The 25,077-nt window shown below is 64.6% G+C and carries 24 protein-coding genes and 1 riboswitch; of the genes, 18 read left to right on the plus strand and 6 right to left on the minus strand.

What is annotated here, in order from left to right; translation table 11 throughout:
* Positions 1-33: 33 nt before the first annotated feature.
* On the minus strand, positions 34-2,118 hold the full coding sequence (sucB, locus tag NUW87_RS05515) for a 2-oxoglutarate dehydrogenase, E2 component, dihydrolipoamide succinyltransferase (protein WP_269027624.1): 2,085 nt from the start codon (positions 2,116-2,118) through the stop codon (positions 34-36).
* A gap of 122 nt (positions 2,119-2,240) precedes the next feature.
* On the opposite strand from sucB, the gene NUW87_RS05520 reads away from it, so the two are divergent.
* Positions 2,241-2,636, plus strand: a complete 396-nt coding sequence (locus NUW87_RS05520; RefSeq protein WP_269027680.1) for an oxidoreductase — start codon at positions 2,241-2,243, stop codon at positions 2,634-2,636.
* 224 nt (positions 2,637-2,860) lie between these two features.
* Here the strand turns inward: NUW87_RS05520 and NUW87_RS05525 are convergent, their stop codons facing one another.
* Positions 2,861-4,348 carry a leucyl aminopeptidase gene (locus tag NUW87_RS05525; RefSeq protein WP_269027625.1) on the minus strand — a complete coding sequence of 496 codons (1,488 nt, stop codon included), beginning with the start codon at positions 4,346-4,348 and terminating at the stop codon, positions 2,861-2,863.
* A gap of 68 nt (positions 4,349-4,416) precedes the next feature.
* On the opposite strand from NUW87_RS05525, the gene NUW87_RS05530 reads away from it, so the two are divergent.
* Positions 4,417-5,523, plus strand: a complete 1,107-nt coding sequence (locus NUW87_RS05530; RefSeq protein WP_269027626.1) for a branched-chain amino acid aminotransferase — start codon at positions 4,417-4,419, stop codon at positions 5,521-5,523.
* Here the strand turns inward: NUW87_RS05530 and NUW87_RS05535 are convergent.
* Together NUW87_RS05535 and NUW87_RS05540 are read right to left on the minus strand one after the other, a co-directional pair.
* Positions 5,520-6,506: a nicotinate-nucleotide--dimethylbenzimidazole phosphoribosyltransferase gene (locus NUW87_RS05535; RefSeq protein ID WP_269027627.1), complete on the minus strand. Its 987-nt coding sequence runs from the start codon at positions 6,504-6,506 to the stop codon at positions 5,520-5,522. The two genes, NUW87_RS05530 and NUW87_RS05535, sit on opposite strands and share 4 nt — an antisense overlap.
* A gap of 3 nt (positions 6,507-6,509) precedes the next feature.
* Entirely contained in the window at positions 6,510-7,223 is a 714-nt protein-coding gene (locus tag NUW87_RS05540) for a DUF3043 domain-containing protein (RefSeq protein ID WP_269027628.1), read from the minus strand.
* A gap of 140 nt (positions 7,224-7,363) precedes the next feature.
* Between NUW87_RS05540 and NUW87_RS05545 the strand changes: the two genes are divergently transcribed.
* Entirely contained in the window at positions 7,364-7,708 is a 345-nt protein-coding gene (locus NUW87_RS05545; protein ID WP_034998489.1) for a HesB/IscA family protein, read from the plus strand.
* Between the two features lie 65 nt (positions 7,709-7,773).
* Here the strand turns inward: NUW87_RS05545 and NUW87_RS05550 are convergent, their stop codons facing one another.
* Together NUW87_RS05550 and asnB are read right to left on the minus strand one after the other, a co-directional pair.
* The gene (locus NUW87_RS05550) at positions 7,774-8,757 is read right to left on the minus strand and encodes a S41 family peptidase (protein ID WP_269027629.1); all 984 of its coding nucleotides are present in this window, start codon (positions 8,755-8,757) and stop codon (positions 7,774-7,776) included.
* Positions 8,758-8,831: 74 nt separating this feature from the next.
* Positions 8,832-10,754 (minus strand): asparagine synthase (glutamine-hydrolyzing), encoded by a 1,923-nt coding sequence (asnB, locus tag NUW87_RS05555; RefSeq protein ID WP_269027630.1) that lies wholly within the window; start codon positions 10,752-10,754, stop codon positions 8,832-8,834.
* Between the two features lie 139 nt (positions 10,755-10,893).
* Here asnB and NUW87_RS05560 point away from each other — a divergent pair, with 139 nt between their 5' ends.
* The 15 genes from NUW87_RS05560 to NUW87_RS05630 all read left to right on the plus strand — a co-directional run bounded on the left by NUW87_RS05560 (position 10,894) and on the right by NUW87_RS05630 (position 24,931).
* Positions 10,894-11,019 carry a hypothetical protein gene (locus tag NUW87_RS05560; RefSeq protein ID WP_269027631.1) on the plus strand — a complete coding sequence of 42 codons (126 nt, stop codon included), beginning with the start codon at positions 10,894-10,896 and terminating at the stop codon, positions 11,017-11,019.
* 80 nt (positions 11,020-11,099) lie between these two features.
* Positions 11,100-12,194 (plus strand): aa3-type cytochrome oxidase subunit II, encoded by a 1,095-nt coding sequence (gene ctaC / locus NUW87_RS05565; protein ID WP_269027632.1) that lies wholly within the window; start codon positions 11,100-11,102, stop codon positions 12,192-12,194.
* Between the two features lie 18 nt (positions 12,195-12,212).
* Complete coding sequence (gene ctaF / locus NUW87_RS05570) at positions 12,213-12,644, plus strand: aa3-type cytochrome oxidase subunit IV (RefSeq protein ID WP_269027633.1); 432 nt, start codon at positions 12,213-12,215, stop codon at positions 12,642-12,644.
* Between the two features lie 405 nt (positions 12,645-13,049).
* Entirely contained in the window at positions 13,050-13,670 is a 621-nt protein-coding gene (gene ctaE, locus NUW87_RS05575; RefSeq protein ID WP_239219955.1) for an aa3-type cytochrome oxidase subunit III, read from the plus strand.
* A gap of 62 nt (positions 13,671-13,732) precedes the next feature.
* Positions 13,733-14,581, plus strand: a complete 849-nt coding sequence (gene qcrC / locus NUW87_RS05580) for a cytochrome bc1 complex diheme cytochrome c subunit (protein WP_239219953.1) — start codon at positions 13,733-13,735, stop codon at positions 14,579-14,581.
* Positions 14,578-15,798 (plus strand): cytochrome bc1 complex Rieske iron-sulfur subunit, encoded by a 1,221-nt coding sequence (gene qcrA, locus NUW87_RS05585; RefSeq protein ID WP_239219951.1) that lies wholly within the window; start codon positions 14,578-14,580, stop codon positions 15,796-15,798. The genes qcrC and qcrA overlap by 4 nt, the downstream gene beginning before the upstream one ends.
* Positions 15,798-17,429 (plus strand): cytochrome bc1 complex cytochrome b subunit, encoded by a 1,632-nt coding sequence (qcrB, locus tag NUW87_RS05590; RefSeq protein ID WP_239219949.1) that lies wholly within the window; start codon positions 15,798-15,800, stop codon positions 17,427-17,429. The genes qcrA and qcrB overlap by 1 nt, the downstream gene beginning before the upstream one ends.
* Before the next feature lie 397 nt (positions 17,430-17,826).
* A riboswitch (cyclic di-AMP (ydaO/yuaA leader) is annotated at positions 17,827-17,955 on the plus strand.
* A 13-nt stretch (positions 17,956-17,968) separates the two neighbouring features.
* Positions 17,969-18,718: a C40 family peptidase gene (locus tag NUW87_RS05595; RefSeq protein WP_269027634.1), complete on the plus strand. Its 750-nt coding sequence runs from the start codon at positions 17,969-17,971 to the stop codon at positions 18,716-18,718.
* Between the two features lie 159 nt (positions 18,719-18,877).
* Positions 18,878-19,900, plus strand: coding sequence for a C40 family peptidase (locus NUW87_RS05600; protein ID WP_269027635.1), 1,023 nt, complete (start codon positions 18,878-18,880; stop codon positions 19,898-19,900).
* Entirely contained in the window at positions 19,884-21,032 is a 1,149-nt protein-coding gene (locus tag NUW87_RS05605) for a glycosyltransferase family 4 protein (protein ID WP_269027636.1), read from the plus strand. The genes NUW87_RS05600 and NUW87_RS05605 overlap by 17 nt, the downstream gene beginning before the upstream one ends.
* 11 nt (positions 21,033-21,043) lie before the next feature.
* Positions 21,044-21,997, plus strand: a complete 954-nt coding sequence (locus NUW87_RS05610; protein ID WP_239219943.1) for an ROK family protein — start codon at positions 21,044-21,046, stop codon at positions 21,995-21,997.
* 14 nt (positions 21,998-22,011) lie between these two features.
* Positions 22,012-22,740: a lysophospholipid acyltransferase family protein gene (locus tag NUW87_RS05615; RefSeq protein ID WP_239219941.1), complete on the plus strand. Its 729-nt coding sequence runs from the start codon at positions 22,012-22,014 to the stop codon at positions 22,738-22,740.
* Positions 22,737-22,952 (plus strand): hypothetical protein, encoded by a 216-nt coding sequence (locus NUW87_RS05620; RefSeq protein ID WP_034998511.1) that lies wholly within the window; start codon positions 22,737-22,739, stop codon positions 22,950-22,952. The genes NUW87_RS05615 and NUW87_RS05620 overlap by 4 nt, the downstream gene beginning before the upstream one ends.
* The gene (locus tag NUW87_RS05625) at positions 22,953-23,462 is read left to right on the plus strand and encodes a polyadenylate-specific 3'-exoribonuclease AS (RefSeq protein WP_239219939.1); all 510 of its coding nucleotides are present in this window, start codon (positions 22,953-22,955) and stop codon (positions 23,460-23,462) included. It begins immediately after the preceding gene.
* A gap of 80 nt (positions 23,463-23,542) precedes the next feature.
* A complete protein-coding gene (locus NUW87_RS05630) occupies positions 23,543-24,931 on the plus strand; it encodes a class II 3-deoxy-7-phosphoheptulonate synthase (protein ID WP_239219937.1) in 1,389 nt (462 codons plus the stop codon).
* Positions 24,932-25,077: the final 146 nt, after the last annotated feature.

Below are 25,077 nucleotides of genomic sequence, written 5' to 3' on the forward strand. Positions count from 1 at the left end.
GAAAAACGGTGCCGGGTTCAGCGCATTCAGGCGTTAGATGTCGAGGTCAGCCTCGAAATCGCCCTCCTCGATGCGGTCCTTGATGGTGGTGACGAAACGGCCTGCGTCCGCACCGTCGATCAGCTGGTGATCGTAGGTGAACGGCAGGTAGCACATCTGGCGGATCGCAATCGAGTCGATGCCGTCCTCGGTCACGATGACCGGGCGCTTCTCAATCGCGGCGGTGCCCAGGATGCCGGCCTGCGGCGGGGTCAGCACCGGGGTGTCCAGCAGCGCGCCCTCCGAACCGATGTTGGTCACGGTGAAGGTTGCGCCGGACAGGTCGTCCGGACGCAGCTTCTTGTCGCGCGCGCGGGAGGCCAGGTCGGTGATCGCCTTCGCGATGTCGGCCAGGTTCATGTCCTGCACCTTCTTGATCACCGGCACCAGCAGGCCCATCGGGGTGTCCACGGCGATGCCGATGTTGACGTCGGAGTGGTAGGTGATCTCCTTCGCGTCAGCGTCGTAGGAAGCGTTGACGTTCGGGTGGGAGACCAGCGCCTCGGCCGTGGCCTTGATGAAGAAGGCGAGGTAGGTGATGTTTGCGCCATGCTTCTCGACGAATGCCGGCTTGACCTTCTTGCGCAGCTCCGCAACGCGGGTCACGTCGACTTCCTGCACGTGGGTCAGCTGCGCGGTGGTCTGCAGGGACTCCACCATCTTCGCGGCGGTGATCTCGCGGATGCGGTTCACGCGCTGGGTGGTGCCAATGAGCTCCGCCTTCGCCGGGTCCACGGACTTGGTGGACCAGTTGGCGCGCGGGCCCTTCGGTGCCGCCGTCTGCTCCTTCGTCGCAGACGAGGAAGCGGAGGTGCCCTCGGACTTGCCGCCTTCGGCAGCTGCCAGGACGTCCTGCTTGCGGATGCGGCCGCCGACACCGGTGCCCTCAACCGAGTTCAGGTCAACGCCGTGCTTGTCGGCGAGCTTGCGCACCAGCGGGGTGACGTACGGGACGTTGTCGCCGTTGTTCACCTTCGCGGAGGCGTTCTTGGACTCAGCCTTCTGTGCCTTCTCGGCCTTCGGCTCTTCCTTCTTCGGCTCCGGCTTCTCTTCAGCCTTCTCCTCGGCCGGCTCCTCAGCCTCTTCAGCCTCGTCGGCGTCGTCTTCCTCGACGGCGGCGTCTGCATCGCCGATGACCACGATGACATCGCCGACCTCGACGGTGTCGTCCTCCTCGGCGAGGATCTCCAGGATGGTGCCCTCAACCGGGGACGGGATCTCGGTGTCGACCTTGTCGGTGGAGACCTCGAGCAGCGGCTCGTCCACCTCGACCATGTCGCCGACTTCCTTCAGCCAGGTGGTGATGGTGCCCTCGGTGACGGACTCGCCGAGCTCCGGCATCTCAACCTTGGTGCCTGCACCGGAGCTCTTCTTCGGCTCCGCCTTCTTCTCTTCCTTCGGCGCCTCGGCCTTCTTCTCTTCCTTCGGCTCCTCTGCCTCTGCCTCGTCGGCTTCGTCGGCGTCGTCGGAAGCGGCAGCGGCGTCAGCGTCGCCGACGCGGGCGATGACATCGCCGACCTCGACGGTGTCGTCCTCCTCAGCGAGGATCTCGATCAGGGTGCCTGCGACCGGGGACGGGATCTCGGTGTCGACCTTGTCGGTGGAGACCTCGAGCAGCGGCTCGTCGACCTCAACCTCGTCGCCGACTTCCTTCAGCCAGGTGGTGATGGTGCCCTCGGTGACGGACTCGCCGAGCTCCGGCATCTCTACGTCGGTGGCGTCGCCGGAGGCCTTCTTGGCGGGCTTTTCTTCCTTCTTCGGCGCCTCAGCCTTCTCCTCGGCCGGCTCCTCAGCCTCGGCCTTCTCTTCCTTCTTTTCGGAGGAGGAGTCTGCTTCCTCGCCCTCGTCGCCGATGATGGCGATCACGTCGCCGATCTCAACGGTGTCGTCCTCGTCAGCCTTGATCTCCAGGATCACGCCTGCAACCGGGGACGGGATCTCGGTGTCGACCTTGTCGGTGGAGACCTCGAGCAGAGGCTCGTCCACCTCGACCGTGTCGCCGACTTCCTTCAGCCACGTGGTGATCGTGCCTTCGGTGACCGATTCGCCCAGCTCGGGCATCTCAACTGAGTGCGCCATTTCTTAAGTCTCCTCATTGAAACGTTGGAAGCTATACAGGCACAAAGCGTACCTGTAACAGGCCCCGCACGTTGCCCAAGGGGTGACCTTTGCTGCCCGAGGTGCACCGTATGATGTGGGACGTGTTCAACCTGTTCGGCAAAGGCAAGAAGTCCACGACGTTTAAACCGCCCCGCGCGCCGGGGGAGACGATCCGTCCGGACGATGCGCAGTACCTGCGCGACTGGGTCACCGGCCGCGCGTACGTCGAAGGCTTTGTCGAGCCGGAAACGATGGTCAACGAGATGTCCGTTGTCCTCGTGGACGAAAAAGGCAACTACACCCGCCGCCGCATCGGCGGGCCCAAGGGTATCGACCAGGTGGCCGACATGCTAGGCATCATGCTCTACGACGTCGAGGAGACCGGCTACCCCGACCGCATGCGCCGGAAAATCGAGCAGGAGCGCATCCTGCGCAAGCGCGAGGAACAAAAGCAGCGCCGCGCCCGGTTCGAGCGCGGCGAGAATCCTTACGGCTAGTTTGTACGAATCGACAACGCTCCGGCATTTCCCCAGGTGGGGGAATGAGGAACCGGGGCGTTTTGTCGATTCGTACAAAAGACGCCGCTTGCGGGCTCCGCATTGCGGACAACCTCGTAAAAGTTGACACAAAGCGCTGCCGAAATCGGCCCGTGGCGACCTGCGGAAATGTCGGTCGGTTGTCAGATCTTGCGAGCGCCGGGGGTTGCCGACTTTTACAAAGGCTATTGCTTATCGACGAGGCGCGACAACGTCTCCACAATCGTCCGCACAGGCGCGCCAGTGGCACGCTTCGGGGTGTATCCGTAGGGGGCGCCGCCGTTCCAGGCGGGGCCGGCGATGTCGATGTGCGCCCACTCGATGTCTTCCGGCACGAAGCGGGACAGGTACAGGCCCGCGAACAACATGCCGCCGGTACGCGCGTTGTGGGTGTTGCGGATGTCGGCGATGGGGGACTTCAGTTCGTCCTCCTGCTCCTCCAAAAGCGGCATGGCCCAGGCCTGCTCGCCCACACTACGGCCAGACTCGGCGATGAGGTCACGCAGCTCGTCGGAGCCCATCACACCTGCGGTGCGATTGCCCAGCGCCACCAACTGCGCGCCGGTGAGCGTCGCCGTTTCGATGAGGTAGGCGGGGTCGTCCTCGCAGGCGCGGGCGATGGCGTCGGCAAGCACGAGGCGTCCCTCGGCGTCGGTGTTAATGACCTCGCTGGTGATGCCGCCGTAGTGGGTGATCACGTCGCCCGGGCGAGTGGCGGTGCCGGACGGCATGTTCTCCGCCAGGGGCAGCCAGGCGTCGATGCGCACCGGCAGCTCCAGGCGCGCGGCCGCGGCGATGACGGCGAGCTGTGCTGCGGAGCCGCCCATATCCGAGATCATGTCCTCCATGCCGGAGCCGGGCTTGAGCGAGATACCGCCGGTGTCGAAGGTGATGCCCTTGCCCACCAGGCCGACCTTCGTCGATGCGCTCTCAGGTGCCCAGGTCAGGTGCACCAGGCGCGGCGGGCGCGAGGAACCGCGGCCCACGGACAGGATGCCGCCGAAGCCCTGCTCATCCAGCGCGGTGTCGTCCAGCACCTCGATGTCCAGGCCGGCTGTCGAGGCGACCTCGCCCATGATGCCGGCGTAGGACTCGGGGTAGAGGTAGTTCGCAGGGGTGTTGACCAGGTCGCGCGCCAGGTTCACGGACTCGGCGACAATCACCGCGGCGTTGTACTCGGCGTCGTCGGCGCCGACGACGGTGACCTCGGTGGTCTGTGGCGTCTCGGCATCGGAGTTCTCGTCGTCGTTGACCTCGGCCTGGGACTTCAGGCCGGTGTAGGTGTAGCCGCCCAGCAGGAGGCCCTCCACCACAGGCGCGACGCCGAACTCGGCGGAGATGGCGGCGCGCTCCACGTCGTTCAAGGCGCGAGCGGCCGCGCCCACGCCGCGGCGGACAGCTTCGTCGTCGATCTCGGAGGCGTCGCCGAGGCCGAATGCGGTGACCAGGTGGTCGTCGATAAGCAGGCGCGTCACCTCGCCCTCGGTGCCCTTGGCGCCGACCGCAACTAGCGCCTCTAGCAGACCCTTCGGGGCGAGTGCGGTGACGGGAACCTCGATGCCGTCCTCGCCGTGAGCGACGGGGATGAGCAGCGCTGCGCCGGACGGAGCGCTTTCGCCGAGGGTTGTGCGCACCGTCGTGCCGCGGGCGGGGAGGCTGATGTCGAAGGCCATGGATTCCTTTCGTTGTGCGGGCAATTACACCCTGTGAGCGTACTGAAATAGGGAGTACCCTGGGCCCCATGTCTGAGATCGAATTCACAATCACCCCCACTGAGCATCCCACCCCCGATGCGGAGCGCGCGAAGATCCTGGCAGACCCGGCTTTTGGCCAGGAGTTCACGGACCACATGGTCTCCATCGAGTGGACCGAGGACGAGGGCTGGCACAACGCGCAGGTGCGCGCTTATGAGCCGATCTCGCTGGACCCGGCCTCCAACGTTTTCCACTATGGCCAGGCCATCTTCGAGGGGCTGAAGGCCTACCGCCACACTGACGGCAGCATCACCGCGTTCCGCCCGGAGCAGAACGCGAAGCGCCTGAACAACTCCGCCGAGCGCATGGCGATGCCGGAGCTGCCGGAGGAGATCTTCTTAGAGGCGGTGCGCCAGATCGTGGACATTGATAAGGACTGGGTCCCAGAGGCCGGCGGCGAGGCGTCGCTGTACCTGCGTCCGTTCATGATCGGCACGGAAAAGACGCTGGGTGTGAAGCCGTCGTCGAGCTACAGCTTCTATATCATCGCCTCCCCGGCCGGCGCGTACTTCTCCGGCGGCGTCAAGCCGGTCAGTGTGTGGATCTCCGAGGATTACGTTCGCGCAGCCCCCGGCGGCACCGGTGACGCGAAGTTCGCTGGCAACTACGCCGCGTCCCTGCTCGCGCAGCAGCAGGCGGCGGAGAAGGGCTGCGACCAGGTGGTCTGGCTGGATGCGATTGAGCGCAAGTACATCGAGGAGATGGGCGGTATGAACCTCATATTCGTCGAGGGCTCGGGCGAGAACGCGAAGATCATCACCCCTGAGCTGACTGGTTCGTTGCTGCCGGGCATCACCCGCAAGTCGCTGCTGCAGGTGGCGAAGGACTTAGGTTACGAGGCGGAGGAGCGCCGGATCACCGTCGAGCAGTGGCGCTCCGGCGTGGAAGACGGCACGATCACCGAGACCTTGGCGTGCGGCACCGCAGCCGTGATCACTCCGGTCGGCACCGTGAAATCCAACGAGGGCGAATTCACGGTGAACAACAACGAGGCCGGAGAGATCACCATGGCCATGCGCGAGCGCCTGCGTGGCATCCAGACCGGCGAGGTGGAAGACATCCACGGCTGGAACACCGTGCTCATTGAGGGCTAATTGCTTGTCGACGCCCCTTCGGCCAGCACCTCACCCGCCAACTCCGCGGCGAGGTTGAGCTGTCCGAGCGCGGCCAGGGCCCCTGCGCCCTGGCCCGTTTTCATTTCCAGCGCCAATACCGGCGTGAGGCCGAGGGCCTCCAGGCAGCCGGTGTGGGCCGGTTCCGCGGTGGACTGGCCGGCGATGAGCCAGTCCTTCGTGCCGGGGGCGAGACGCTCGGCCACGTAGGCGGCGAGGGTGGGGTAGGCCTCGCCGAGCAGCACCGGGGTGCGCCGCGCTGCCGATTGGGCGATCAGGCCCACCAGGAAGGCGAAGTCCGGACCGGTGAGTTCGGCGCAGACGCGCTCAGTGTCCTCACGGAAGCCGCGCACGCGGAACATCGCGTCGCGCACCGCGGCGACTTTGACCTTCCACACCTTGTCGTTGATGCCGGAGCCGCGGCCGATTGCCTTGACCGGCTCAGTTCGGGTGAACACGCCGTACACGGCCGCCGCGACGGTGGTGTTGCCTACCCCGATGTCGCCGGGGATGATCAGGTCCGCGCCCGAGTCGATCTCGTTGTCGGCCACCTCCGCGCCGGCGGCAAGCGCGGCGTCGAACACCTCGGGGGAGGTGGCGGCCTCCACGTCGATGGTGCCGGTGGGCGCGTCGAGGTAGTCGTCGATGAACCGCACCGTCGCACCCGCCAGACGCGCCGCGGCGTGGGCCGGGCCGCCGCCTGCGCGCAGCTGCTGCGCCTGGGCGTCGCCCGCGTCCTGCGTCCACGCGGACACCTCGCGCGCGGCGACGCCGTGCTTGCCCGCCACCACCACAACGCGCGGGCGGGCGAACGGGGCGGGGATGTCCTTGCCTTGCACGGAGGCGGTCCAGGACGCCAGCGAGCCGAGCCTGCCCAGCGCCAGCCCTGCGGCAGAGCCCGCCAACGCGTCGGCGACGCCGTGGCCGTGGGACTGCTTTGGGGCTTCAACCGGCGGAAACTGCATGGCCTAGACCTTTGCTCCCACGGCCACGCGCGGCTTCGGGGTGCGCCAGTTGCGCGGCTGGGTGGCGCGGGAGAAGGCGTACATGCCCAGGCCGAAGCCTGTGTTTGCCTCCGGGAACTTCTCGCGTACGGCGCGGTTGGCCCGAATGCCGATGATGACACCCTCGATGAAGATAGTCAGCATGAACAGCAGGCTGAGCAGCGACAGCACGGCGGACACGCGCGGCAGCCAGGTGCCAATCAGCATGATCAGCAGCAGCACGAGGGCGGCCGGCATGACGTAGTTGTTGAAGAAGCGCTTGGAGTCCACCCAGTCGCGCACAAACCCGCGGACCTCGCCGCGGTCGCGTTCGGTGAGGTAGCGCTCGTCGCCGGCGTCGATGCGGGCTTGGATCTCGCGGTTGCGGGCGCGGTTTTCCTCCCGCACCTTCTTCTTGTGCGCCTTCCACTCCTCCTTGGACATGGTCTTCTTCAGCTCTTTTTCGCGCTGACGGATCTGCGCCGGGGTGGCGGCGTTGGGGTCGCGCACCACGCCGCGCTTGATCTCTTGGTCGATGCGCTTCGGCGTCGGGCGGCCCTTCGGCGGGGTGTAGCCCTTGGGGAGCTTCTTCTCCGCCTGCTCTGCTTCAGGCTTCGCGTCGGGCATTTCAACCTTCGTGGAGCCCGCCGCGCTCGCTGCGTCGGCGTTGTGCTCGGATTTCTGCCAGGGAAGTTTCACGCTCTTTAGGCTACAAGGCGCGCGAGCCCAAGTGGAATAGACCGGCGGGGCGGGCGGTTGCACAGTCTGTAGCGAGTGGCGCGTAGCATGGGCGCACACTCCAAATCGAAGCTTGAAGTCGACGCACGAAGGAGACTGCAATGACTGCCCCCACCTCTACCACCGGCGTGAATCTGACCGAGGCCGCCGCAGCGAAGGCGAAGGCGCTGCTTGACCAGGAGGGTCGCAACGACCTGTCCCTGCGTATCGCTGTTCAGCCGGGCGGCTGCGCTGGCCTGCGCTACCAGCTCTACTTCGACGACCGTGACCTGGACGGCGACAAGGCCGACGAGGTCGGCGGCGTGCGCCTGGTCGTGGACAAGATGAGCGTGCCGTACCTCATGGGTGCCACCATCGATTTCGCGGACACCATCGAGCAGCAGGGCTTCACCATCGATAACCCGAACGCCGGTTCCGCCTGCGCTTGCGGCGACAGCTTCAACTAAGCACTTTTTGCTTATCGACGACTAAAGCTCCGCACCGTCACACAGTGCGGAGCTTTTTCGTGCAGCTACCGGCAGCCGTGCTCCTCGGCGAGCCACGCCAGCGCCTCTGCTTCACCGCCCCCGGCATCGGGGTGGATGGGATCTTCCGCGAACGTTTCGCCGGTCCGGGCGCGGTCCTTCGCAATGGTGAGCATCAGGCTGCTCCCATCGGGGAAGTCGTAGACCATGTTGGCTGAGGCGTAGCCGGCTGTCGGGGCCCCGAAGCTGCGCGAGCGTTCCAAGCCGCGGAACGACAACATCGTTGCTTCACCGGACGAGGCGGTGTGTTCGTCCACAAGCACAGCGGTAGGCGCATCCCATTTGCCACCCGCGGTTTCAAGAGCGCTTCCTCCGCCGTTGACCGCGTTACCGCTGACGCTGACCGGCATCGAGCCGCCTGCTGCGACAAATTCGAGCACCTCACCGTCTGGAAGTAGAGGTGAGAGCCCAGCGAGCATTGGGCCCATATCGCCACCGTAGTTGCCGCGCAGGTCCACGATAGCCCCACAAGCCCCATCGTCCCGGGCCTGGATCAGGCCGCTGGTGAGAGTGTCCGCGTATGCCTGGATGTCAGCGTGGCGGTCGACTCCAGGCACCGTCGCAACCGCGACGCCGCCTCTGACCGCCACGCTGGCGGCCTCTGTTGCGGCAACCTCGTCATCGTCGCCAGTGGCCGGTGCGAGCATTTTGGAGTGCTTGCCTCCGGCGGCGTGCACCGCCTTATCGAGTGCGGGACGGATGTCCTCGAGCGTCTCGGCGTGCTTCGCTTCCTCTCGAGCGGCAGCGCTGGCCTCAGCAAACTCCGCAGAGTCTGCGTAGATGCCCTGGCTGGCGAGGTCGAGCACCGTAGAGGTGTAGCGCTTCGGGGTGTCCGTGCCAAAGAACCGAGCGGTGCCCGTGTACATGGCGGTGGCAGTGGGGCCGTAGACATACAAGGCGGCAACCGCTGCGAGAATAAGCGCGACCATGAGGCCGCCGACCGTGAGGAGAACTTTGCGTGCTGTTGACATGCATCTCATCCAACCCGCACTCGGGTCGCAGCACCACACCCCTGGCACTACGTCTGAGGTAGTGCTGGCGCTACCTAGAGCTGGACCGGGTAGTCCTTGTGCTCGATCTGCGGGTCGATGCGGTGCTCGACAAAGATGCCGTGCCAGACCATGAACGCCAGCACCGTCCACAGGCGGCGGGAGTGGTCGGAGACACCGTCGCGGTGCTCCTTGAGCATCTCCAGGACTTGGTCCTTAGCGAAGATGTCGTCGGTCTCGGACTCGCGGATGGTGTCCTGCGCCCAGCCGTAGAGCTCGTCGCCAGCCAGCCAGTGGCGCATCGGCACCGGGAAGCCCAGCTTCTTGCGGTGCAAAACGTGCGGCGGCACGATCTGCTCCATTGCCTTGCGCAGTGCGTACTTGGTGGTGCCCTTGGCGATCTTCTGGTCAAACGGGATGGTCTGGGCGACCTCGAAGACCTCCTTGTCCAAGAAAGGAACGCGCAGCTCCAGCGAGTTGGCCATGTTCATCTTGTCGGCCTTGACCAGGATGTCGCCGCGCATCCAGGTAAACAGGTCCAGGTTCTGCATGCGTGCCACGGGGTCCATCTCGGTGGAGGCGGCGTAGATCGGGGCGGTGACCTCGCGGTGGTCCCATTCGCGCTTCGCCCACGGCAGCACGCGGCTGAGCTGGTCGAAGTTGAAGGAGCGGGCGTTGCCGTAGTAGCGGTCCTCGATCGGGGTGGTGCCGCGCTCGAGCAGGCTCTTGCCCTTCATCCCCTCCGGCAGCACGCGGCTCAAACGGTTCAGGCCCTTGTTCAGTGCACCCGGAAGCTTCTCAAACGGCGCGAGCGACAGCGGCTCCTTGTAAATGGTGTAGCCGCCGAACAGCTCGTCGGCGCCCTCGCCGGAGAGCACCACCTTGACGTGCTTGCGGGCCTCCTGGGCGACGAAGAACAGCGGCACCAGGGACGGGTCCGCCACCGGGTCGTCCAGGTACCACATGATCTTCGGGATGGCGTCCGCGTACTCCTCGGGGGAGACAATCTTTACGATGTGCTCCACACCGATCGCCTCGGCGGATTCGGCGGCCACGTCCACCTCGGAGTAGCCCTCGCGCTCAAAACCGGTGGTGAAGGTGAGCAGGTTCGGGTTGTGGCGCTTCGCCAGGGTGGCAATTGCGGTGGAGTCGATGCCGCCGGAGAGGAAGGAGCCCACGGTGACATCGGCACGCATGTGCTTTTCCACGGAGTTCTCCAGCGCACGCGCGATGCGGTCGTAGAGATCCTGCTCCTTGCCCTTCGGCACTGGCTGGGATTTGAAGTGCGGCTTGAAGTAGCGGTCCGAGTGCACCTTTCCGCCCGGCTTCAAGGTGACGGTGCAGCCGGACTCGACGCGGCGGATCTCCTTGTGCAGGCTTTCCGGCTCGGGCACGTACTGCAGGTCCACGTAGTGCTCGATCGCACGACGGTCAAGATCCAGGCCTAGACCGAGCTCCGGCGCCATCTCCAGGATGGACTTCTTCTCGGAGGCGAAGACCGTGCCCTTGTCGGTGGTGGCGTAGAAGAGCGGCTTGATACCGAACTGGTCGCGCGCCGCGAACATCGTCTGCGTCTCGGTATCCCAGATGACAAAGGCGAACATGCCGCGCAGGTGCTCCACCACGTTCGCACCCCAGTGGTGGAAGCCCACCACAATCGGCTCGCCGTCGCCGGAAGTGTTGAAAGTGTGGCCGGCGGCCTGCAGTTCTTCACGCAGCTCGATGTAGTTGTAAATCTCGCCGTTGAAGGTCAGCGCGTAGCGCTCCGGGTTGTCTGCCGGGCCCCAACGCAGCGGCTGGTGGGAATGCTCGAGGTCGATGATGGCCAGGCGGTTGAACCCGAACACGGCCGAGTCGTCGTTCCAGGTGCCGGCCGCATCTGGGCCGCGGTGGTACATGCACGGCAGGGCGCGCTCGACAGAATCAACGAACTTGGCTGCGTTTGCGTCCGCGGTTAGCAGGGCAAGAAGGCCACACATACTCAAACCTCTCCGTATATATAAGGTGCGCCGTTTTCACGCGGCGGGAAGTCCCCTCAACAATAAGGTTTTGCACCACGTTTTCGTGAACCGGAACCGCCCAACTTTCGCCGTGCCCCATAAGGGGGCCAACTTAAGGATGAACTTTTTCGCGGTCGCGTTTGCTTGGCGGAGCATTATCGTCGCTAAGCACTTGCTTATCGACGAGCTCCCGGCCCCCACCGCAGCCCCCACTTTCAAGATTCCGACGGGCCAGGCCGGATGAACTATTCTGACCCCGTAGGAATGTTCTGTCACGAACATGAGCATTCAGTGTTTTTAGTGTGGACAGGAAGGCAGACACACGTGGATAAGGAAGTAAACCGCGGTTTCGCCAAGAAGGCCGGCGTCGCGGCAGCACTCCTGCTTGGCAGCTTCGGGCTCGCTGGCTGTGACGTCGCTGCGCCGGAGGCGGTCGCAAACATCCTCGACATGGGCTGGCCGGACCCGGTCACCCCGGAGGGCACCCAGATGTACAACTTCTGGGTCTGGACCTGGGTTGCCGCCTGGATTATCGGCATCATCATGTGGGGGCTGTTCATCATGGCCATCGTCCGCTGGAACTCTAAGGCCCGCGCAAAGAGCGGCGCCGGCGAGTTCCCGCGCCAGACGCAGTACAACGTGGGCCTCGAGCTGGGGCTGACCGTCCTGCCGATCATCATCGTGATGGTGCTGTTCTTCTTCACCGTGCAGGCGCAGACGAAGACCACCGCCCTGGACAAGGACCCGAAGGTGACTGTGGACGTCACCGGCTACCAGTGGAACTGGAAGTTCGGCTACGCCAACGTTGCCGGCGACCTGACCGCGGACGGCCAGGACTACGACGGTCTGGATGCCGAGCGTCAGGCGCTCGCCGAGGAGACCAAGTATGACCCGGAGGACATGCACAACGCGAACCCGATCCACGGCACGTCCATGGGCGACCAGTCCTACCTCAACTTCAACAAGATCGAGACCATCGGCTCCACCGAAGAGGTGCCGGTGCTGGTGCTGCCGACCGACACGGCGATTGAGTTCCGCCTCGCGTCCGGCGACGTGAACCACGCGTTCTGGGTTCCGGAGTTCCTGTTCAAGCGCGACGTCTACGCGCACCCGGAGAACAACCAGCAGCAGCGCGCGTTCCAGATCGAGCGCATTGAGGAAGAGGGCGCCTTCGTCGGCCGCTGCGCCGAGATGTGCGGTACCTACCACGCAATGATGAACTTCGAGGTCCGCGCCGTGAGCCCGGAGAAGTTCGAGCAGTACATCCAGTTCCGCCGCGACAACCCGGGTGCCCCGAACTCCGAGGCACTGAAGTCCATCGGCGAGGACCCGTACGCCACCTCCACCCGTCCGTTCGTCTCGGGCCGCACTGACACCCGCGACGGCAACAACTCTGTCGACCCGAACGCGAACGTTTAAGAAAGAGAGAGCGAAGCCATGGGAACTGGATCAAAGGTTTTCTACGCCATCGGCACCTTCCTTGCTTTGATGGCCGTGTTCTACATCCTCGCCACCGCTTGGATCGGTGAGGACGCGTACCTCTTCGGCGTGGAGTGGGTCGGCGCTGTTGGCCTCGTGCTGGCTGCTGTCATGTCCTTCATGCTCGCCGGCTACCTCGACATCACCGAGCGTCGCATGGATATTGTTCCGGAGGACTGGGAAGAGGCGGAGATTGAGGACGGCGCTGGCGTGCTCGGCTTCTTCTCCCCGAGCTCCATCTGGCCGTTCACGATGTCCGTCGCCATCTGCGTGCTCGGCCTGGGCATCGCCTTCTGGCAACTGTGGCTGCTCGCCCTTGGTGCAGTGTTCCTGATTTGGGCCACCACCATGCTGAGCCTGCAGTACGGTATTCCGCGCGAGAAGCACTAGACGCTGAAACGAGAATTCCCCCGCCGCTAGTAGTCGCGACGGGGGATTTTTCTGTTGTTAAGGTGCGGTTTTTGGCGCGGTCATCCGAAAGTTTGTCCCCCATTTAGCCCGTTGAGGCGGACCGCTACGGGTGTGAGATCAGGCACACTCGGGAACTTTACCGCCCGCCGAAAAATGGGCGGAAATTTGTGCCGAAACTGCTCGGTGGGGGGAGGGGGATTGCCGCCTGACGCGATGACCAGCATTGATCTAGTCGGATTTGGGGCAGAAAAGTTCCCGTAAAAATAAAAAAGTTTTTCCGTCATACGTGTGTATCCAAAAGGCGCTGGTTGCGCGCGACTTCACAGGGAAAATTCGGGGGTGGGTGAGATGAATATCAGGACGAAATAGGGGATAATCTCACCCGTGACGACCGCAATGACAAACCAAGATATGGCGACGCCGCAGAATCGCGTCCCAGCGCTGAACCGTCCGAACATGGTCAGCGTGGGCACGATTGCGTTCCTCGCCCAAGAGCTCATGTTCTTTGCCGGTTTGTTCGCGATGTACTTCACGTCGCGTGCAAACGGCCTCGCTAATGGTGACTGGAGCACCCAGACCGATCACATCAACGTTTTGTTCGGCGGCATCATCACCGCCGTGCTGATCGCGTCCTCCTTCACCTCCCAGTTCGGCGTTTTCGCCGCCGAGAGGGGTGACGTGTTCGGCCTGCGCAAGTGGTTCACTGTGACCGTTGTGCTGGGCGTCATCTTCCTTGGCCTGGTGGCCTTCGAGTGGAGCGAGTTGGTACTGGCTGGCGTAACGCCGCAGTCCTCCGTTTTCGGTTCGGTGGTGTACATCATCACCGGCTTCCACATGGCCCACGTGACCGCCGGCATCATCGCGTTCATCGTGGTGCTGCTGCGCGTGGCCAAGTCGAAGTTCACCCCGGCTCAGGCAACCGCCGCAATGGCGGTTTCCTACTACTGGCACTTCGTCGATGCCATCTGGATCGGCGTGTTCATCACCATCTACCTCGTTCAGTAGTGCACTTCCAGGCGATTGCCTGGGGAGCGGAAAAGTTCTGAAAAGTCGATAAAGGGAACACAATGGAAAACACACCCAAGAAGAAGCGCCAGGGACGCAAGACGCAGCGCACGCTCGCTGGCGCAGCGGCCCTGACGCTGGGGTTGACTGGTGCGGGTCTGCTCGCATCTGCTCTCACCCCGAACGCACAGGTGGCGACGGCGGCCCGTGATGATCAGGCGCTGATCCAGGAGGGCAAGGACCTCTACGACGTCGCCTGCATCACCTGTCACGGCGCGAACCTGCAGGGCGTCGAGGACCGTGGTCCGTCGCTCATCGGTACCGGCGAAGGCGCCGTGTACTTCCAGGTCAACTCCGGCCGTATGCCGATGATGTCCAACGACGCTCAGGCTGAGCGCAAGCGTCCGCGCTACACCGAAGAGCAGGCACTTGCCCTCGCCGCCTACGTTGCGGCGAACGGCGGTGGCCCGGAGCTGGTGTACAACGAGGACGGCTCGCTGGCCATGGAAGAGCTGCGCGGCAAGGACTACGACGGCAAGATCCAGGAAGCAGACGTTGCCCGCGGTGGCGAGCTGTTCCGTCTGAACTGCGCGTCCTGCCACAGCTTCACCGGCCGCGGTGGCGCACTGTCGTCCGGTAAGTACGCACCGGTGCTGGATCCGGCCAACGAGCAGGAGATCTACCAGGCCATGCTCACCGGCCCGCAGAACATGCCGAAGTTCTCTGACCGCCAGCTCTCTGCTGACGAGAAGAAGGACATCATCGCCTTCATCAAGTCCACCAAGGAAACCCCGTCCCCGGGTGGCTACGCCCTCGGTGGCCTTGGACCGGTTTCTGAAGGTATGGCGATGTGGATCATCGGCGTGACCCTGGTCGCTGCCGCTGCTATGTGGATTGGATCTCGCTCATGAGTGATGTGAAGAAGAATTACACGAAGGAAGAGCTGGACCGTATGAGCAATGCGGAGCTGGCCGCCCTGGGCACCGAGCTCGACGACGTCACGGTGGCGTACCGCAAGGAGCGCTACCCGGTCGAGGGCGACCCGCGCGAGAAGTCCGCTGCCACCGGCATCGGCATCTGGCTGACCATTTCGATCATCTCCGCGTTGGCCTTCCTCGGCGTTTACCTGTTCTGGCCGTGGGAGCCGAAGTTCCACGGCGATGAGGGTCTGTTTATCTACACCCTTTACACGCCGCTGCTCGGCCTGACCGCTGCTCTGGCGTTCTGCGGCCTCGGCGTCGCGATCATTCAGTACGTGAAGAAGTTCGTGCCGGAAGAGATCGCGGTGCAGCGTCGCCACGACGGCCGCTCCAGCGAGCTGGACCGCCGCACCACCACCGCGCTGCTGAACGACGCGTGGGAGACCTCGACCCTGGGCCGCCGCTCGGCGCTGAAGGGTCTGCTTGGCACCGCGGGTGTTCTGGCCGGTCTGATGGTCATCGCCCCGCTCGGTGGCATGATCAAGAACCCGTGGAAGGTCCGCCACGAGCTGGATTACCACGGCGACGGCACCCTGTGGACCCACGGCTGGACCATCCAGGACAAGGGCGTGAAGGTCTACCTCGGCCGCGACACCGGCGCGATCGCCGAGCTGCACGAGGGCGTGACCGGTTCCCACTACACCACCGCTGGTGTTTCCCGCCTGGTGCGTATGCGCCCGGAGGACCTCGCGGCCGGTGCAATGGAGACGGTGTTCCCGCTCTACCCGGAGGACGTCAACGACGGCAAGGACTTCGACCCGGAGCGCGACGTCTACGAGCACCACATGCACTCCCTCCACGGTCCGCGCAACGCTGTCATGCTCATCCGTCTGCGTTCTCAGGACGCGAAGAAGGCGATCGAGCGTGAGGGCCAGGAGGACTTCCACTACGGCGACTACTACGCCTACTCCAAGATCTGCACGCACATCGGTTGCCCGACCTCGCTGTACGAGGCTCAGACCAACCGCATCCTGTGCCCGTGCCACCAGTCGCAGTTCGATGCTCTGCAGTACGGCAAGCCGGTCTTCGGCCCGGCCGCCCGTGCGCTGCCGCAGCTGCCTGTGACTGTTGACGAAGACGGTTACCTCATCGCCAACGGGAACTTCATTGAGCCCGTCGGCCCGGCATTCTGGGAGCGTCAGTCCTAATGAGCACTAAACTTGAGCAAGTCGCGGACAACGTTGATTCGCGCTACACAATCTCGGGCGTGCTGCGCCCGCAGCTGAACAAGGTCTTCCCGACCCACTGGTCCTTCATGCTCGGCGAGATGGCGCTGTACAGCTTCATCATCCTGCTGCTGACCGGTATCTACCTGGCACTGTTCTTTGACCCGTCTATCACCAAGGTCATCTACGACGGTGCGTACCTGCCGCTCAACGGCGTCGAGATGTCCCGCGCGTACGCAACCGCGCTGGATATTTCCTTCGACGTGCGCGGCGGCCTGTTTGTCCGCCAGATGCACCACTGGGCCGCACTGATGTTCATGATGGCGATGTTCGCCCACATGATGCGCGTGTTCTTCACCGGCGCGTTCCGTCGCCCGCGTGAGGCCAACTGGCTTATCGGTGTCACCCTCGTGCTGCTGGGCATGATCGAGGGCTTCATGGGCTACTCCCTGCCGGACGATCTGCTCTCCGGCGTCGGTCTGCGAATCATGTCCGCCATCATTCTGGGCCTGCCGATCATCGGCACCTGGATGCACTGGGCGATCTTCGGCGGCGACTTCCCGTCGGACCTGATGCTGGATCGCTTCTACATCCTCCACGTGCTGATCCTGCCGGGCATCATCCTCGCCCTGGTTGCGGCTCACCTCGCACTTGTCTGGTTCCAGAAGCACACCCAGTTCCCGGGCCCGGGCCGCACCGAGAACAACGTTGTCGGCGTGCGCATCATGCCGGTGTTCGCCACCGAGGCAATTGGCTACATGATGGTCGTGTTCGCAGTTCTGGCCGCAATGGCTGGTCTGACCACCATCAACGGCATCTGGAACATCGGCCCGTACAACCCGTCGCAGGTCTCTGCAGGTTCCCAGCCGGACGTCTACATGCTGTGGACTGACGGCGCTGCCCGTGTCATGCCGGCGTGGGAGCTCTACCTGGGCAACTACACCATCCCGGGCGCATTCTGGGTGGCCCTGCTCTGTGGCCTGATGGTTGTCCTGCTGATCACCTACCCGTTCATCGAGCAGAAGGTCACCGGCGACACCGCTCACCACAACCTGCTGCAGCGTCCGCGCGACGTTCCTGTACGCACCGGTGTCGGCGTCATGGGCCTGACCTTCTTCCTGCTGCTGACCATCTCCGGTGGTAACGACCACGTGGCTCACTTCTTCCAGATCTCGCTCAACGCGATGACCTGGGTCGGCCGCATCGGCCTGATCGTGCTGCCGCCGCTGGCCTTCTTCATCACCTACCGCCTGTGCATCGGCCTGCAGCGCTCCGACCGCGAGGTTCTGGAGCACGGCATCGAGACCGGCGTGATCAAGCGCCTGCCTAACGGTGCGTTCGTGGAGATCCACCAGCCGCTGGGTCCGGTGGACGAGCACGGCCACCCGGTGCCGCTGGAGTACGCCGGTGCCCGCGTGCCGAAGCAGATGAACCAGCTCGGCTTCGCGGACTCCGACACCATCGGCAAGTTCTCCCCGGCAGAGCTCGGCGTCACCGAGCGTGTGCGCGACGCAGAGGAGCAGAAGCACCACGAGGCCGTCGAGACGCTGCGCGCGCTCGAGGCCACGAAGGACCGCTCCGACCGCGACGCCACCAACGAGAACGCGGAGTAGATCTAACGCATTAGCGGTCGCGATTTAGCCCCTTTCCCGGCTCCGGGGAAGGGGCTTTTTCTTGGTTACAAACCCGTAAACACGGCCATGTGACAAAGATCACAGAGATTTTCAGGTTGTGTCAGCGTGCAAGTTCTGGGCGCTGGTATGGTCGGCGCCGTGATGGGGAAAACGTGCAGCGTAGTAGGGGTAAATGCGGCATTTTAGGATGCCTGAGCGTCAGATGAAAGAAGCTGAGATGCGGACGCGTCACACGCATTTTTTATTGGTAACGGAACTGTAACGGCGTGGCGGGTGGACACCGTTGTTGCCGTTTCGTAACCTGTTCGAGACATTGCGACAACAGCCGTTGGCAGCATGTACCGAAAACAACATATGAGCCGTAACCCGAAGCGGCGGTCCGCACCCGCGGAACGCGCGCCACGGGGACCGGGGAACCAAAGGGGAGTCAGACGCTTCCTTGGGGCGCAAGGCCATTTCTCAGCACCCCGCCCGACAGCTAACCCGGTTGGCGAAGAGAAGATATGGAGAAAACTATCGTGGCAAAGCACCGTCGCCAGAACAACACCGCAGCACGCGCAGCAGCGGCTACCGTAGCCGTCGCAGCAGGCGCTGCACTGGTCGCGCCGGCCGCAGCCTCCGCAGCAGAGGTCCGTGTTCCCAACACTCCGGTTTCCGCCCAGATTCCGGGCATTGAGAATGTCCCGGGTATCACTTCCATTCCGGGCATCGACGCCTGGATCCCGTCGCTCGCAGGCGCACCTGCAAGCGGCAACGCGCAGAACGCTATCGCTTCCGTGAAGGCAATGCCGGGCGTCGACAACGTCCCGGGATTCAGCCAGTTCCTCGCAAACGTTGAGCAGCAGGTCCGTCCGGCAGCTCCGGCTCCGGTCCAGCAGACCTACTCCGCACCCGTTGCCGCTCCGGCACCGGCTCCGGAGCCGTCCATTGGTGAGCGCATCGTTTCTATCGCGCAGTCTAAGATCGGCTCCCCGTACGTCTACGGCGCTTCCGGCCCGAACGCCTTCGACTGCTCCGGCTTCACCTCCTGGGTTTACGCTCAGGCTGGCAAGTCCATCCCGCGTACCTCCCAGGCTCAGGCTTCCGCCGGCCAGCAGGTCGCTCTGAGCGACATTCAGCCGGGCGACATCGTTGCCTACTACGGTGGCGCGTCCCACGTCGCTATCTACGCCGGCAACGGCCAGATCATCGACGCGCTGAACTCCGGTATCCCTGTTGGCTACCGCGATCTGCACATGATGCCGATCCACTCTGTGGTCCGCTTCTAACAGCAGACTTTTTGCCCCGTCGCGCATTGTGCGGACGGGGCATTTTTCTCTTTTACCTCAGTAATCACTCAAATCACACGTTGAGCATTTTGCTTGGCCGCGGCCTTTAGAACAGCTATAGTTTGGTCGTTCTCGCCGAAATCTAAAGAGGTATCCAACGTGGGTAAACACTCGCTGCACTCCAACCGTCCCCGCGCTGTATTTGCGGCCGCCGTCGCTGGCGGCGTCATCGCCACAACGGTGTCTCCCATTGCGCACGCGGACGACGTCGACGCGTTGATCGAGGAAATGGAGTCCGTCTCCCACGACGCTACGGCGAAATCAGAGGAGATCAAGGAGCTGGAAGACGAGATCGCCCAGTCCGAGGCGAAGCTGCGGTCGGCGAATGCGCGCGCGGCTGAGGCCAAGTCGCAGCTGGAGTCTCTCCGCGGCGTCTCCGATGCGCAGCGGAAGAATGTCGGCGACATCGCGCAGTCGCGCTACCGTATCCCGAAGTCTGACGCGATTTTGACCACTCTGGATTCCGGTAATCCGCAAGAGGCGATCGACCGCTCGGCGTACCTGGCTGCTCTCGGGCGCAACTCGCAGCGCGCGCTGACGGAGCTGGAGGACGCCAACCGCGCTGCCGGCGAGCGCGCAAGTGTGGCCAGCATTGCGGTGGCTGAGGCGCAGCACGCCCGCAACGAACTCGACGGCAAGCGCAAGAAGCTCGAGGGGGAGCGCGAGGAGCTCGAGCTGCGCGTCGCCGACATCGAGCGCCGCGTGGACAGCCTGAGCGAGGCGGACCGCCAGCGTTGGATGAACAAGGACAACCCGGTGGACTCCGCGTCCCTTCCGGGCGTGGACTCCGGCATTGTCGGCGCTGCCATGGCGCAGTTGGGTAAGCCGTACGGCTGGGGCTCTGCCGGCCCGGACGCGTTCGACTGCTCGGGTCTAATGGTGTGGGCCTACGCCCAGAACGGCATTGGCATCCCGCGCACCTCGCAGGCGCAGCTCGCAGGCGGCACTCCGGTGTCCATGGACGCCCTGCAGCCCGGCGACATCATCGGTTACTACCCGGGTGTGACGCACGTCGGCATGTACGTCGGCAACGGCATGGTGGTCCATTCCTCGGACTACGGCATCCCGATCCAGGTGGTGCCGCTGAACTCCATGCCGGTCCAAGGTGCAGTCCGCTATTAGGACGCTGCTGGTCACCAACGACTTCCCGCCGACCGTGGGCGGGATTCAGTCGTATCTGCGGGACTTCGCCACAGAACTTGCAAACCGTGTAGGCCCGGAAAGCCTCGTGGTGTTCGCCTCGACGCAGGACGCCGAGGCTGCACACCAGTGGGATGCCTCCGTGCCCTACACAGTCGTGCGCTGGCCGCGCCGCGTCATGCTTCCCACCCCGGCCACGGCGCGGGAGATGCAGCGCCTGATCCGGGTGCACGGCATTGGAACGGTGTGGTTCGGCGCCGCGGCACCGCTGGCGCTGATGGGCGCGGCCGCGAAGCGCGCGGGAGCCAGCAACGTCATCGCCACCACCCATGGACACGAAGTCGGCTGGGGCATGCTGCCCGTCGCCCGCCGAGCCTTGGGCATCATCGGCCGCAGCGCCGGCACTATCACCTACATCTCCGATTACACCCGGCGGCGGCTGACGGCACTCGGCACTCGACCCCGGTTCGTGGCGTTGCCGTCTGGCGTCGACACCGAGTTCTTCCGCCCCGCCAGCGCGTCCCAGCGCGCCGCCACTCGCCAGAGTCTCGGGGTCGGCGACGCCCCGTTGGTGGTCTGCTCCTCGCGGCTGGTGGCCAGGAAGGGGCAAGATGTGCTGATTCGGGGGTGGCCGGAGGTTCGTCGACAAGCAAAAGGCGCGCGGTTGGTCATCGTCGGCTCCGGGCCGTACGAGCGGAAGTTGCGGGCGATGGCGGGCGAGGGTGTCGCATTCACAGGCGCGGTGCCGGGAGAGCGGTTGCGCGACATCGTCGCGGCCGCGGACGTATTCGCCATGCCCGCGCGCACCCGCCTGGGCGGTCTCGACGTCGAGGGCTTGGGCATCGTCTACCTGGAAGCGCAGGCGTGCGGCGTGCCTGTCGTCGCGGGCGAGTCCGGCGGCGCACCCGAGACAGTCACCACGGAGACTGGGGTGGTGGTGGACGGCGGCGACGCCGGTGCCGTCGCCAGGGCGATTTCGCAGCTGCTTCTCGACGACCAAAGGCGCACACGCATGGGCCGAGCCGGACGCACGCATGTGTCCGAGCACTTCTCCTGGGACGTGCTCGGGGCGCGGCTGGCTGCACTATGCAGCGCTGAAACGCGGCGGGACTAGACTGCGTTTCCATGGTTGCTCACTCACCGATGACCGTCGGATTCGACATCGGCGGCACGAACGCACGCGCAGCAGTGGTGGACGCTGACGGGGTGATCGTCGATTCGCTCGGCACCCACACGCCGCACGACACGGAGGGGCTTACCCGCACAATCGTGAAAATGGTCGACGAGCTGCGCGCATCCCACGACATCGGGGCGGTAGGTGTAGCCGTGGCGGGATTTTTGGACCCGGACTGCGAGATGGTGCGCTTCGCACCGCACCTGGCCTGGCGCGACGACCAACCTGTGCGCCGCGATCTCGAGCAGGCGCTGGGCCTGCCGGTTCGCCTGGAGCACGACGCGAACTCCGCGGCCTGGGGCGAGTACCGCTACGGCGCGGGACGCGAGCTCGACACCTGGGTGTTCTTCGCCGTCGGCACCGGCATCGGTGCGACACTGATGCACCACGGTGAGATCTACCGTGGCGCGTTCGGCACCGCGCCCGAGTTCGGCCACATCACCGTCGTGCCCGGCGGTCGCGTGTGCTCCTGCGGCAAGCAGGGGTGCTTGGAACGCTACGCCTCGGGCACGTCGCTGGTGGACTGTGCGATTGAAATCGCCACCAAGGGGAGTTTTCGGGATTCGTTGGTGTACCGGGCGGTCGTCGAGAAGCGGGCGAGCGGACACGACATCATGGCCGCAGCCCGCGCCGGCGACCCCCTGGGGCAAGCCGCTCTGGACAGCTTCTCCACCTGGCTGGGCCGAGGGCTGGCAATCGTCGCCGACGTGCTGGACCCCGCGCACATCGTCCTCGGCGGCGGTGTGAGCGAGGACGCGGACCTGTACCTGGACGACGCCCGCGCGTCCATGGAGGCCAACATCGTCGGCGCTGGCTACCGCCCGCAACCGGAGATCCTGTGTGCTGAGCTGGGATCCCGGGCAGGTATGATCGGGGTCGCTGATCTGGCCCGTGAACTGCTGTAGAAGGCGAGTAAACGATGAACAACAAGTGGTATTCCCTGTTCAAGGTTATTCTCGGGCCGCCGCTGCTTGTCTGGAACCGCCCCACCATCGAGGGTGCGGAGAACATCCCGGACGAAGGCGCCGCGATTTTGGTGTCCAACCACCAGGCCGTGCTGGATTCGTTCTACCTGCCGCTTCTGGTGAAGCGCCAGATCACCTTCCCCGCCAAGAAGGAGTACTTCACCTCGCCGGGCCTGTCCGGGCGCATCCAGAAATTCTTCTTCTCTTCGGTGGGCCAAATCCCCGTGGACCGCGGAGCCAAGGACGCCGGCGACGCGCTGCAGAACGCGGCGGAAAGCGTCCTGGCCAAGGGGGACCTGTTCGGCATCTACCCGGAGGGCACCCGGTCCCCGGACGGGCGCGTGTACAAAGGCCGCACCGGCATGGCGCGCGTGGCCATGGCCACTGGCGCGCCCATCGTGCTCATCGGCATGATCGGCTCCGGGGAAGCCAACCCGATCGGCACCACAATCCCGCGGCCGGTGAAGGTGCGCATCAAGGTCTCTGAACAGATCCACCCGCACGCCTGGGCCGCCGAGAATGGCTTCGACCCCGACTCGCGCGAGGTCATGCGGCCGTTCACGGACTACTGCATGCGCCGACTCGCGGACATGGTGGGGGAGGACTACGTGGATGTCTACGCCTCTGACGTGAAGAAGTCCTTGGCTGAGACGGGGGAGTACCCGGAGGAGGCACGCCAGTGAATAAACCCCTGATTATCCGTTTTGCGCTGGTGGCGGTTGTGGTAGCGATCTACCTCGTCGCCTCCGAGGCCGGTTGGTACCCGAAACTGGCCGGGCCGCTTGCCGTGCTGGCGGTGGCCGCGGTGATGTTCTGGCCCCGCCGCGGCGGCGGGCCGAAGGGGCCGTCGAGACGCGAGCTTCTCGACGACATCCGGTCGGAGCAGCGCAAGTAGATGCGGTATTTCTACGACACTGAATTTATCGAGGACGGCTCCACCATCGAGCTCGTCTCCATCGGCATCGTCGCCGAAGACGGACGCGAATATTACGCCGTGAGCACGGAGTTCAACGCCTCCAACGCGAATGAATGGGTGCGGGAGAACGTGCTGAACAAGCTGCCGCGCGCGTCGCACCCGGCGTGGAAGCCGCTGCAGCAGATCCGCGACGAGGCCCGCGCGTTTCTCACCGCCGGCCGCGGCAAGCCGGAGCTGTGGGCTTGGGTCGGCGCCTACGATCACGTCGTGTTCGCCCAGCTCTGGGGCGACATGGCCGGATTGCCAAAGGACCTGCCGCGCTACACACGCGAGCTGAAGCAGTACTGGCAGATGGCGGGGCGCCCGCGGCTGCCCAAGGTACCGGATGGCAACCACGACGCGCTCGTGGATGCGCGCCACAACCTGCGTAAATTCCGCGTGTGCATGGAGGCATTGCCTATCGACGCATCCGGCTCCGTGTCCAAATAGTGAGATACGTTCTTCATATATTGGGAAAATGCAGGTGAAAACGGTTGTAGTGCGAGGGGATTCGTGCTACTACTAAATAGGTGAGTTGGACAATCGACATCCCCAAAGACGTACTGCCGGACCTGCCCCCGCTGCCGGGCGACCTGAACGAGCAGTTCCAGGACGCACTCTCCCGCGACGCGAAGCAGCAACCCTCCTGGGACCCCAACCAGGCGCAGTATGTGCGCAAGATCCTCGAGTCTGTGCCCCCTGTTGTGCTCGGGCCCGAGGTGGAGGAGCTGAAGACCCAGCTCGCGGACGTCGCCAACGGCAAGGCGTTCATGCTGCAGGGCGGCGACTGCGCCGAGACCTTCGAGTCCAACACCGAGCCCCACATCCGCGCCAACGTTCGCACCCTGCTGCAGATGGCCGCGGTGCTGACCTACGGCGCGTCTATGCCGGTGGTGAAACTGGCCCGCATCGCCGGCCAGTACGCCAAGCCGCGCTCCTCAGACCTGGATGCCAACGGCCTGCCCAACTACCGCGGCGACATCGTCAACGGCGTTGAGCCGACCGAGGAGGCCCGCCGCCACGACCCGGCCCGCATGGTCCGCGCCTACGCCAACTCGTCCGCGGCGATGAACCTGGTCCGCGCCCTGACCGCGTCCGGCACCGCCGACCTGCACCACATCAACGACTGGAACCGCGAGTTCGTGACCAACTCCCCAGCGGGGGCGCGCTACGAAGCGCTCGGCCGCGAGATCTCCCGGTCTCTGGCCTTCATGGACGCCTGCGGCGTGCGCGACGACAACCTGCGCACCTCCAACGTCTACGCCTCCCACGAGGCGCTGCTGGTGGATTACGAGCGCGCCATGCTGCGCCTGGCCACCGACTCCAACGGCGACACCAGGCTCTACGACCTGTCCGCCCACCAGCTCTGGATCGGCGAGCGCACCCGCGGCATCGACGACTTTCACGTCAACTTCGCCGCCCTGATCTCTAATCCGATTGGTATCAAGCTCGGCCCGACCACCACGCCCGAGGAGGCCGTCGCCTACGCCGATAAGCTCGATCCGGAACGCGTGCCGGGCCGGTTGACCATGGTCATCCGCATGGGCCAGGACAAGGTCCGCGAGGTGCTACCGGGCATCGTCAAGGCCGTCGAGGCTTCCGGCCACAAAGTGGTCTGGCAGTCCGACCCGATGCACGGCAACACCTTCACCTCCTCGAACGGCTACAAGACCCGCCACTTCGACAAAATCATCGACGAGGTGCAGGGCTTCTTCGAGGTCCACCGCGAACTGGGCACCCACCCGGGCGGCATCCACATCGAGCTCACCGGCGAGAACGTCACCGAATGCCTCGGTGGCGCCCAGGACATCACCGATGTCGACCTGCCGGGCCGCTACGAGTCTGCTTGCGACCCCCGACTCAACACCGAGCAGGCTCTCGAACTGTCCTTCCTCGTCGCGGAGATGCTGCGCTACTAGTTCCGGCCCGCTTGTGAACTCCACCGGTCTCCGGGGCTTTCGGTGTCTTCGGGGCCGGTAGGTTTTGTACGAATCGACAACGCTCCGGCATTTCCCCAGGTGGGGAGATGGGGGGGCGGGGTGTTTTGTCGATTCGTACAAAAGAG

The sequence above is a fragment of the Corynebacterium pilbarense genome, assembly GCF_026930265.1.
In the GTDB taxonomy this organism is placed as follows: Bacteria; Actinomycetota; Actinomycetes; order Mycobacteriales; family Mycobacteriaceae; genus Corynebacterium; species Corynebacterium pilbarense.

Excerpts from the sequence above, each read along its gene's own strand:
- NUW87_RS05545 (WP_034998489.1), top strand. The coding sequence starts at position 7,364 with ATGACTGCCCCCACCTCTACCACCGGCGTGAATCTGACCGAGGCCGCC.
- ctaF (WP_269027633.1), top strand. The coding sequence starts at position 12,213 with ATGGGAACTGGATCAAAGGTTTTCTACGCCATCGGCACCTTCCTTGCT.
- NUW87_RS05615 (WP_239219941.1), top strand. The coding sequence starts at position 22,012 with ATGAACAACAAGTGGTATTCCCTGTTCAAGGTTATTCTCGGGCCGCCG.
- NUW87_RS05535 (WP_269027627.1), bottom strand. The coding sequence starts at position 6,506 with ATGCAGTTTCCGCCGGTTGAAGCCCCAAAGCAGTCCCACGGCCACGGC.
- NUW87_RS05530 (WP_269027626.1), top strand. The coding sequence starts at position 4,417 with ATGTCTGAGATCGAATTCACAATCACCCCCACTGAGCATCCCACCCCC.
- NUW87_RS05610 (WP_239219943.1), top strand. The coding sequence starts at position 21,044 with ATGGTTGCTCACTCACCGATGACCGTCGGATTCGACATCGGCGGCACG.
- qcrA (WP_239219951.1), top strand. The coding sequence starts at position 14,578 with ATGAGTGATGTGAAGAAGAATTACACGAAGGAAGAGCTGGACCGTATG.
- NUW87_RS05525 (WP_269027625.1), bottom strand. The coding sequence starts at position 4,348 with ATGGCCTTCGACATCAGCCTCCCCGCCCGCGGCACGACGGTGCGCACA.
- asnB (WP_269027630.1), bottom strand. The coding sequence starts at position 10,754 with ATGTGTGGCCTTCTTGCCCTGCTAACCGCGGACGCAAACGCAGCCAAG.
- NUW87_RS05560 (WP_269027631.1), top strand. The coding sequence starts at position 10,894 with ATGAACTTTTTCGCGGTCGCGTTTGCTTGGCGGAGCATTATCGTCGCT.
- NUW87_RS05550 (WP_269027629.1), bottom strand. The coding sequence starts at position 8,757 with ATGTCAACAGCACGCAAAGTTCTCCTCACGGTCGGCGGCCTCATGGTC.
- qcrC (WP_239219953.1), top strand. The coding sequence starts at position 13,733 with ATGGAAAACACACCCAAGAAGAAGCGCCAGGGACGCAAGACGCAGCGC.
- qcrB (WP_239219949.1), top strand. The coding sequence starts at position 15,798 with ATGAGCACTAAACTTGAGCAAGTCGCGGACAACGTTGATTCGCGCTAC.
- NUW87_RS05625 (WP_239219939.1), top strand. The coding sequence starts at position 22,953 with ATGCGGTATTTCTACGACACTGAATTTATCGAGGACGGCTCCACCATC.
- sucB (WP_269027624.1), bottom strand. The coding sequence starts at position 2,118 with ATGGCGCACTCAGTTGAGATGCCCGAGCTGGGCGAATCGGTCACCGAA.